Origin of the sequence: Porphyromonas sp. oral taxon 278 str. W7784, assembly GCF_000467855.2 — a bacterium.
Lineage (GTDB): Bacteria > Bacteroidota > Bacteroidia > Bacteroidales > Porphyromonadaceae > Porphyromonas.
The window spans coordinates 406811-416315 of the sequence record NZ_KI259258.1; the positions used below are offsets into that span (position 1 = coordinate 406811).

Here is a 9505-nt window from a genome sequence, read left to right on the forward strand (position 1 = left end):
CTTTGCCCCACCAGAAATACAAGGTCAGCTCCTCTCACCAAGAGGAGTTTCGACTAGAACCATTATAATATTCTATCCTACGATATGACCCTTCGCTTACCCTCTTTGATGGTCTTGGCTTCTCTAGCCCTTCCTTCGCTCCTCATAGCCGAAGAGACAGATAGCCTTCGCACTACGGAGATCGACCAAGTCGTCATCCGCTCCTACGTCCCACAGCGCCCCACGGCACCCTCTATAGGGCAGCCCTCCTCGTTAACCTGGCTCACGGGGCGTGACCTAGCTCAGTATCGCGTGCAGAGTGTCACCGATCTCACCAGTCGAGTGCCAAGTCTCTTCGTCCCTGACTATGGTTCGAAGCGCAGTGCAGCGATCTACCTCCGTGGGAGTGGCGCCCGTAGTGCGGGGCAGACCATCGGACTCTACGTCGACGGCGTACCTGTGCTCAATAAGTCGGGCTTCAACTTCGACCTCCCGGGGATCTCGGGTGTCGAAGTCCTGCGTGGACCTCAGGGTACGCTCTACGGGCGTAATGCCATGTCGGGGATCATCAACTATTATACCCGTTCGGCCTTTGATCATCCCGGGGGAGAAGCTCGTGTGACCGTCGGCAGTCACCAGCTCCTGCGTGCCTCGGTGGAGCAGGGTGTACACCTCTCCTCTAAGTTCGGGCTGAGCTACGGCCTCTCAGGGACGACCCGCAGGGGCTACTTCTACAATGAGACTCGCCGAGCCTATCAGGATAGCCTCCGGATGCTGGGGGGCTTCGTGAAGCTGGAGTACCGCCCTTCGTCCCAGCTGGAGATGGCTCTGAGCTTCTCAGGGGACTATGTGAGCCAAGGAGGCTTCCCCTATCGCACCGATGACCCTGCGACCAAGCAGGCCCTGCCTCTGGCAGCTGATGCCCCCGAGTCCTATGAGCGTCATACCGCTACCCTCCGCTACCTCGTGAGCTACAAGTGGGCGAGCGTACAGCTCCAGTCGGCTACGAGCTACCAATACCTCTATGATCGTACACGCATGGATATGGATGCACTCCCTCAGTCGCTCTTCCATGTCACCCAGCAGCTCCGTGAGCATGGACTGACCCAGGAGTTCATCCTGAAGAATATCCAGCCAGCGGGCTCTACGGGCTACGACTGGAGTGTCGGCCTCTTCGGCTACTACGATGCTAAGCGCTCAGAGGCGCCTGTCCACTTCTCCTACGAAGGGCTGAGTACCATCATCAACTCTGGACTCAAGGCTCTCAAGCGTCGTGCCCCTGGTATGCCTGACCTCGTCTATATCGATCCTACTCGCTCGGACAAGTCCAACCTCAATAGCTTCCGCATGCCCGACTGGGGTGTGGCTCTCTATCATGAGAGCGCTCTCCACCTCTCTCCTGCATGGACGATCACAGGCGGTCTACGTCTGGACTACGAGCACCATGCGATCAGCTATCTCTCCAAGGGCTATGAACTCGGGGTCGGTATCTCGGGTACGAACCGCCCGCTGGGTGTAGCGAAGCCCGCCCATCTCGAGGGGACACAGTCCGTCGGCTACTGGCATCTGATCCCCAAGCTCTCTGTCTCCTGGCGCCCCACGGAGCGACTACACGCCTATGCTACCATCACCCGAGGACTGAAGACGGGGGGCTTCAATGAGCAGTCTTTCTCCGATCTAGTCTCGACGGCGCAGCAGCAGGATCTACAAGCAAGCATCTCTCATAAAGGAGGCTTCGATCCCGCTACCATCCCTTCGCACACGACCTACAAGCCCGAGCACAGCTGGAGCTATGAGCTAGGGATGCGCTACTCACAGCCACACCTCGGGCTGGATCTCTCTGCCTCGGCCTACCTGATGCAGGTACGGGACCTCCAGCTGACACGCTTCGTCGCCTCGGGGGCAGGCCGTATGGTGGGCAACGCCGGTGCCTCTCGTACGCTGGGGCTCGAACTTACAGCCTCGAAGAGTCTCTGGTCTTCGCTCCGAGCACATCTCAGCTATAGCCTCACCGACGCTCGCTTCACTGAGGACGTGAAGACGGCTCCTCGGGGCAACTTCGTCCCCTTCATCCCCCGCCATACCTACAGCGTGATGCTCTCCCTCCACGAGCCTATCGCTCGGGACTGGAGACTCCTCGGTGAGGTAGAGAGCTCAGGTATCGGTGAGGTCTACTGGCGTGAAGATAATTCGGCTAAGGAGCCCCTACAGTCCACCCTCCGAGCTCGCCTAGGTGCTAGCTACCGACGCTATACGCTAGCGGTGTGGGGTGCGAACCTCCTTGACAACTCCTACATCGTCTTCCAGGCGGCCTCTCCCCTGGGGCGACTCTATCAGACCTCAGCACCTCGTACGCTCGGCCTTGACCTCTCTGTGAGGATCTAGCGGGCTCCGAGCGTCAGAGCAACCCAGAGAACACGACTGCGAAACCCTAAGTCGTGCGGTGACTGCCCTCGGGAGAGTCCGGTCACCGCTTTTCTCTTGCTCTCTATGCTTCCCCTCAGTGCTCTCCCATCATGATGTACGCCTCCCCCTTTTGGCACTTCAGAGTACCCCATTCATGCCTCCCCGAAGTACCCCATGAATGGGTCGGTCGGGTGAGGCATGAATGGGTCCCTCTTTCGACCCATGCATGGGGTACTAGTAGGGGGGATGATCGACTCCGAGTATCTTGGTATAGGGGTGTCGGTGCGTTATCCTATCAAAGCCCGCCTCGGGCGTATGCTCCCCGAGCTCGGAGGCTCGGATAGATCGACTGAGGGCAGATGAGGATGGATCATGGGGGTGAGGGATGCCCGTCCGAGGTCGCTCACAGAGCTTTTACTAGAGACGCGATTTTGTTTTTCGGTTGGAAAAGCTGTATTTTTGATGCCGAAAGGCCTTATCCTCTACTAGCTGACCTCCCCCAAGGGACTCGCCCGCTGTAGGACGCCACTAGGCTCGGTGAAGATGAGCGCTCAGCTCACACTTCGCCCCACGGTAGGGTAGTGCTCCCCTCAGGCTGAGCCCCCGACAAGCCTGGATATAATGAAGGAACGAGAAGAAACGAAACAAATAAAACTTACTAACTCACAAAAACTATTCGACATGAAAAAGTTATTCGCAATCGCTGCTTGCGTGGGTCTCCTCTCAGTAGGCATGGCTAATGTAGCCCAGGCTCAGAATGCAGATAGCACTGCTGCCCCTGCTACCGAACAGGTTGATTCAGCTGCTGCTCAAGCCGCTGACTCATCTGCCGTCGCTGCCGACGTCGCTAGCGATGAGCAAGTAGCCGGTGAAGAAGCTGCCGCTGAAACCAGCTTCCACCAGGAGCTGAAGACTAAGTTCATCGAAGGGGGTGCTGACTTCATGGCTACCATCGCCATCGCCCTCATCCTCGGTCTGGCTATCTGCCTAGAGCGTATCATCTACCTCAACCTCGCTAACGTCAACCCTGACAAGCTCCTCCGTGACATCGAAGCAGCTCTCGTCAACGAAGGCAACGTAGAGAAGGCTAAGGAAATCGCTCGCAACACACGTGGTCCGATTGCATCTATCGCCTATCAGGCTCTGCTCCGTGCTGACCAGGGTATCGACATCGCAGAGAAGTCTGTCGTCTCCTATGGTGGTGTACAGGGTGGTCTCCTCGAAAAGAACCTCTCTTGGATCTCGCTCTTCATCGCTATGGCTCCTTCGCTCGGGTTCCTTGGTACGGTCGTAGGGATGGTCCAGGCATTCGACAACATCGAAAAGGTAGGGGATATCAGCCCAACGGTCGTCGCTGGTGGTATGAAGGTCGCTCTGATCACGACCATCGGTGGTCTTATCGTAGCTCTGATCCTTCAGGTCTTCTATAACTATATCCTCTCTCTCGTCGAAGGTATCCTCAACCGCATGGAAGATGCCTCCATCACGCTGCTTGACTTCATCGTCAAGTACGACGTCAAGAAGAACAAGTAATCCTTACCCTGTAGTACAATAATAAAGACATGGCTGTAACAAAGATACGTAAGGTATCCAGCACGACTTTATTAGTCCTCACAGTCGTCAGCGTACTGATCTTCATCCTCTTCTTCGCCGGAGGGGCTGAGCTCGACGCTAAGGGCAATAAGGACTATGCGTTCACGGGTATCTTACTTTACTGGACCTATTTCCTCTTCCTCGTCACGATCGTGGCGACGATCTACTTCGCTCTACGTAATATCGTATCGGCCTTCCAGACGAACTCTCGCCGGGCAATGCTCTCGATCGGTAGCCTCGTAGCCTTCGTAGTCCTCCTCGGTATCACCTACGCTATCGGCGACGGTGAGCCTATCAAGGGCCTCAACGAAGCTTCGCAGTCCTACAACACGAGTGGCTGGCTGAAGGTCACCGATATGTGGCTCTACTCCATCTATGTCCTCTTCATCGCCACCATCGGTGCTGCGATCTGGGGCGGTGTGTCCAAGCGACTCCTGAGCAAGTAAGACGTTGTAATCAGTAACGAATAGAACAAAAAGCATTATGGCTACGAAAAGAAAGACTCCAGGTATCAACGGATCGTCCTCGGCCGATATCGCTTTTATGTTGCTTATCTTCTTCTTGATTACAACTTCAATGGATACTGATAAGGGGCTTAAGAGGCGTCTGCCTCCTATGGCTCCAAAGCAACAAAAGCAGCAGGAGATCGAGATCAATGACCGCAATATCATGCGTCTCTTGGTCAACCGAGCTGACGAAATCGTGATCTCACGCAAGGATGCCTCTGGTGTAGACCAGCTCATCCCTGTAAAGCTAGAGCAGCTCAAGGACTATGCTGTCGAGTTCATCATGAACCCCAACAATAAGCCCTTCCTGCCTGAGCTTGAGCGTCGTGAGATCGAAGGGCTGGGTGAGCGCACTGTCGTCACTACTGGGTACGCTATCTCCATCAAGAATGAGGTAGAGACCAGCTACCAGCAGTACGTCAATGTGCAGAATGAGCTGATCAAGGCTTACAACGAGGTATGGGATACCTTCGCTCGTCAGGCCTTCGGTAAGCCTTTCGAAGCGCTGACCCCTTCGCAGAAGAAGTCCGTCACGGATGCATATCCTATGCACATCTCTGAGATGGCTCTCTCTAACCTTGCAAAGAAGTAAAAGACAATGGGAAAATTCAGTAAATCAGGTGGGCGTGAGATGCCCGAGCTAAATACGTCGTCCCTCCCTGACTTGGTTTTCGCCTTCCTCTTCTTCATCATGATGGTCACGACCATCCGTGAGGTTACTCCGAAGGTTAGCTTCAGCGATCTGCCCACGGCTACCGAGCTGACCAAGCTCGAGGAGAAGTCGCTCGTCACCTTCATCTATGTCGGTAAGCCTAACAAGGAATACCGTGAGATGTACGGGTCGAACTCGGCGATCCAGCTCAACGACCAAGTCACTCAGAATCCTACGGCTGTGTACAGCTACATCAAGCAGGCACAGAGTAAGATCAAGGATGCTCGTCGCAATCTCATGCAGGTCTCACTCAAGGCCGACAAGGAGACGAAGATGAACATCATCTCTCAGATCAAGGAAGAGCTCCGTCGCGCCGACGCACTTAACCTAAGCTACTCGGCACGTAAGCGTAACGACAACCGATAGTCGTCCGCCCCCTCTCCCTAGTATTTAGATCCCAATGTAGAGAGCCCTCTAGCGCACCTCCGTGTGTCTCGGGGGCTCTCTTCTTTTATCCGATTCATCCGCCTCTCTCTACCTGCACGATCGCTCACGAGATCCTTCGATCTAGTCTTCCCAGTGAGGAGTGCGCTAGGAGTTCCCTCGGGAGTGACTACTTCGGTGGCTTATGGTCTCCGGCTAGTCCTCCACCTTCCCTTAGAGAGGGCGACCTCCGTCTACGATACACATCACACATCGACTATGAAGCGAATACTCACTCTGGCCCTAGCCTCTGCCCTGTCGCTCAGTACACTTGCCCAGGCAGAGAAGGGTGCCCCACTCTGGCTCCGTCACCAGCAGATCAGCCCCGATGGCTCTCGCATCGCCTTCTGCTACCGAGGAGACATCTACACCGTCCCCACCTCAGGGGGTACGGCCTTCCGTCTGACCTCCAATGCGGCCTACGATGGTACGCCTATCTGGAGTCCAGACAGCAAGCAGATCGCCTTCTCCTCCGACCGTGAGGGGAGCAAGGACGTCTATATCATCAGCGCTGACGGTTCAGGTCTACGTCGCCTGACCTACAATAGCGAGAAGGAGCTCCCTGTAGCCTTCCTCGACGACAACACACTCCTCTTCCAGTCCTACATCATCCCTAGCATTAAGGATGGGATGTTCCCCTGGGACTGGTTCGTCCAGACCTATACGCTTGACCTGAAGAAGTCCGTCGCTCGCCCCAAGCTCTATAGCACATACCCCACGCTTGATCCTTCTCTCCGTGGTGGGCAGATGCTCTACACCGATGTCAAGGGCTACGAAGATGTCTGGCGCAAGCATGCTGTCTCGCCTGTCACCCGTGATATATGGCTCCGTGACAAGGATGGCAAACATACTAAGCTCACCAGCTTCGGCGGAGAAGACCGCAATGCTGTCTGGGACCGTCAGGGTGGCTTCTACTATCTGAGCGAACGAGGTGGTAGCTTCAACGTCTTCCACCGCTCTTCGGCCACGGCTACGGCACAGGATGAGCAGGTGACCTCCTTCACCCGCAATCCAGTTCGCTTCCTCTCCATCGCCTCCAATGGCATGCTCTGCTATGGCTACGACGGGGAGATCTACACACAGACGCCTGGTGCTGCTCCTCAGAAGGTCGCTATCTCCATCACCCGTGACGACGAAGAGCCTCAGCTGGTGCGCAAGACCCTGAAAGACAATATCTCGGCCTTCGCAGTAGCTAAGAGTAACAAGGAAGTAGCATTCGTCGCAAATGGCGATGTCTTCGTCACGGCTACGGACTACACGACTACACGCCGTATCACCGACACACCCGAGGAAGAGCGTAATGTCGATATTAGCCCCGACGGACGCAAGCTGGTCTATGCCGCTGAGCGTAATGGTGGGTGGAATATCTACATGACCGAGCTGACCCGCAAGGATGATCCGCTCTTCACCTATGCCCGTGATCATAAGGAGACCCAGCTGACGAAGAATAAGGAGGCTTCCTTCCAGCCTCTCTTCTCACCCGATGGTACTAAGGTCGCCTACCTGAGAGATCGTACGGGTATCTTCGTCCACGACCTCAAGACGGGACGGGACTATCAGGTACTCGACAAGAAGTACAATTACTCCTACATCGATGGGGACTTCTCTTACACCTGGAGCCCAGACGGCAAGTGGATCCTTTGTGAATATCTAGGGCATGGTGGCTGGAACCACGTAGACTGTGCTCTGGTGAAGGCCGATGGCTCGGGTGAGGTGATCAACCTCACACAGAGTGGCTACACAGAGGGCAGTCCTAAGTTCGCCTTCGATGGCAAGGCCGTCCTCTTCGCCTCGGATCGTGCTGGCTACCGTAGCCACGGGAGCTGGGGTTCGGAGCGTGACTACTACCTGATGTTCCTCGATCGTGAGGCTTATGAAGACTTCAAGCTCTCCAAGGAAGACCGTGAGCTACGCAAGGAGCTCACGGCTGTGACGGAGAAGAAGGATGAAGCTAAGCCAGCGAAGAAGACCACTAAGGGTCGCAAGGCAAAGGCAGAGAAGTCGAAGCCCGCAGAGGATAAGACCTTCAAGCCCGACTTCACTGATCTCGATGGCCGCACGGTACGTCTGACCCGTGCTTCGGGCTCCCTCTCCGATGCGGTGATCAACGAAGATGGCTCCAAGCTCTACTACATCGCTCGCTATGAGTCTACCTATGATCTCTGGGAGAAGGATCTACTTACTCAGGCTACGAAGATCATCTCTTCGGATGTCGGCGGTGGCGGTATTGTCCTTGGGAAGGATGGCAAGACCATCTATGTGGGGACGCACAATGGCCTCAACAAGCTCGATGGCGGTACGCTCAAGCCAATCACCTTCGCAGCGGAATTCAATCACCGCCCTGCAGCTGAGCGTGCGTATATCCTAGATCACGCTTACCAGCTAGTGAAGGAGAAGTTCTACGACGTCAATCTCCACGGTGTCGACTGGGCATACTATCGGGATACTTACAAGAAGTTCCTCCCCTATATCGACAATGATGAGGACTTCGGCGAACTCCTCAGCGAGTTCCTCGGCGAGCTCAATGCTTCGCACACCGGCGCTCGTGTCTATCCCTCTCGCTATGCACAGCAGACCGGATATTTCGGTGCATACTACGATCAGAGCTACAAGGGCGATGGTCTCAAGATCGAAGAGATCCTAGCTGGTGGTCCTCTCTCACACTTCGGCGACAAGATCCACGCCGGTATGGTCATCGAGAAGGTCGATGGCGAAACGATCTCTGCGGATAAGCCCGTCGAGCTCTATCTCAACGGTAAGGTAGGCAAGCGCACCAGCGTCTCCTTCTACGATCCTAAGACGGGCAAGCGCTTCGAAGAGTTTATCCGCCCCATCAGCCAGTCTACTCAGAAGGAGCTCTTCTTCCGTCGCTGGGAGAAGCAGCGTGAAGAGCTTGTAGAGAAGCTCAGTGGTGGCCGTGTAGCCTACGTCGTCGTACGTGCGATGAATAGCTACAGCTACCGTGAAGCCTACAAGAAGCTCCTCGGTAAGTACCGCAACTATGACGCTGTGATCGTCGACACCCGCTACAATGGTGGGGGCTGGCTCCACGAGGACCTCGCCTTCCTGCTCAGCGGTAAGCTCTACCAGCGCTTCACCCCACGTGGGCAGTACATCGGAGATGACCCCTTCATGCAGTGGACGAAGCCTAGCTGTGTCCTCGTCAGCGAGGGGAACTACAGCAACGGCCATGGTTTCCCCTGGGTCTATAAGCACCTGGGCATCGGTAAGGTCATCGGTACGCCTGTGGCAGGGACGATGACTGCCGTCTGGTGGGAGTCGCAGATCAATCCTTATATCGTCTTTGGTGTTCCCCAGACCACTTGCTCGGATCTCGATGGCAATGCTATGGAGAACCGCACCCTTCAGCCCGATATCGAGGTCTACAATACTCCAGCCAACTACGAGTCTGGCCACGATGCTCAGCTCGTCCGTGCTGTCGAAGAGATGATGAAGACCATCGGCCCTAAGGCTAAGAAGTAAGTCATTCTTCCTCCCTCTACCCTTCGGGGTAAGTCGCTTGCGTCCTCCCTGAGCTCTCGGCTCGGGAAGGACGTAGCTTTTTTATTCTCTCGTGCGAGCTAAGGGTAGACTTCGGCTCCTTAGAGCATCGTCCTTCCCCTTCCTCAGGTCCAGTTTTTGGGTGGGTGAAGAAGGGCTGAACTCAAGGGGGAAATAAGTTCCATTTTTGAGGCTCGATACCAAGGCGCTCCAGAGGGGAAGAAGTCCTTCTTCCGTTTGCCCCTTTCATTGGGGAAGACCTCTCGTTGTTTAGCCTCACTTCTAACCCTTCGGATGGAGACTTCTGATACCCCCAAAATAAAACCTACGGTAGGTCGCACTTGCGACCCACTGTAGGTCGTCTTCACGACCTACAGTAGGTTTT

General features: G+C 55.4%; 6 protein-coding genes. All 6 read left to right on the top strand.

The genetic code is table 11. The annotated features are described in order from the left end of the window. Window positions 1-84 precede the first annotated feature (84 nt). The 6 genes from HMPREF1556_RS08305 to HMPREF1556_RS08330 all read left to right on the top strand — a co-directional run bounded on the left by HMPREF1556_RS08305 (window position 85) and on the right by HMPREF1556_RS08330 (window position 9102). On the top strand, window positions 85-2364 hold the full coding sequence (locus HMPREF1556_RS08305; RefSeq protein ID WP_044125417.1) for a TonB-dependent receptor: 2280 nt from the start codon (window positions 85-87) through the stop codon (window positions 2362-2364). 702 nt (window positions 2365-3066) lie between these two features. After that, window positions 3067-3918 carry a MotA/TolQ/ExbB proton channel family protein gene (locus tag HMPREF1556_RS08310; protein ID WP_044125418.1) on the top strand — a complete coding sequence of 284 codons (852 nt, stop codon included), beginning with the start codon at window positions 3067-3069 and terminating at the stop codon, window positions 3916-3918. 29 nt (window positions 3919-3947) lie between these two features. Continuing rightward, window positions 3948-4424 carry a hypothetical protein gene (locus tag HMPREF1556_RS08315; RefSeq protein WP_021667995.1) on the top strand — a complete coding sequence of 159 codons (477 nt, stop codon included), beginning with the start codon at window positions 3948-3950 and terminating at the stop codon, window positions 4422-4424. 37 nt (window positions 4425-4461) lie between these two features. Beyond that, a complete protein-coding gene (locus HMPREF1556_RS08320) occupies window positions 4462-5076 on the top strand; it encodes a biopolymer transporter ExbD (protein WP_021667996.1) in 615 nt (204 codons plus the stop codon). Between the two features lie 6 nt (window positions 5077-5082). After that, window positions 5083-5562 (top strand): biopolymer transporter ExbD, encoded by a 480-nt coding sequence (locus HMPREF1556_RS08325; RefSeq protein WP_021667997.1) that lies wholly within the window; start codon window positions 5083-5085, stop codon window positions 5560-5562. Between the two features lie 276 nt (window positions 5563-5838). Further along, window positions 5839-9102 carry a S41 family peptidase gene (locus tag HMPREF1556_RS08330; RefSeq protein ID WP_021667998.1) on the top strand — a complete coding sequence of 1088 codons (3264 nt, stop codon included), beginning with the start codon at window positions 5839-5841 and terminating at the stop codon, window positions 9100-9102. Window positions 9103-9505 lie beyond the last annotated feature (403 nt).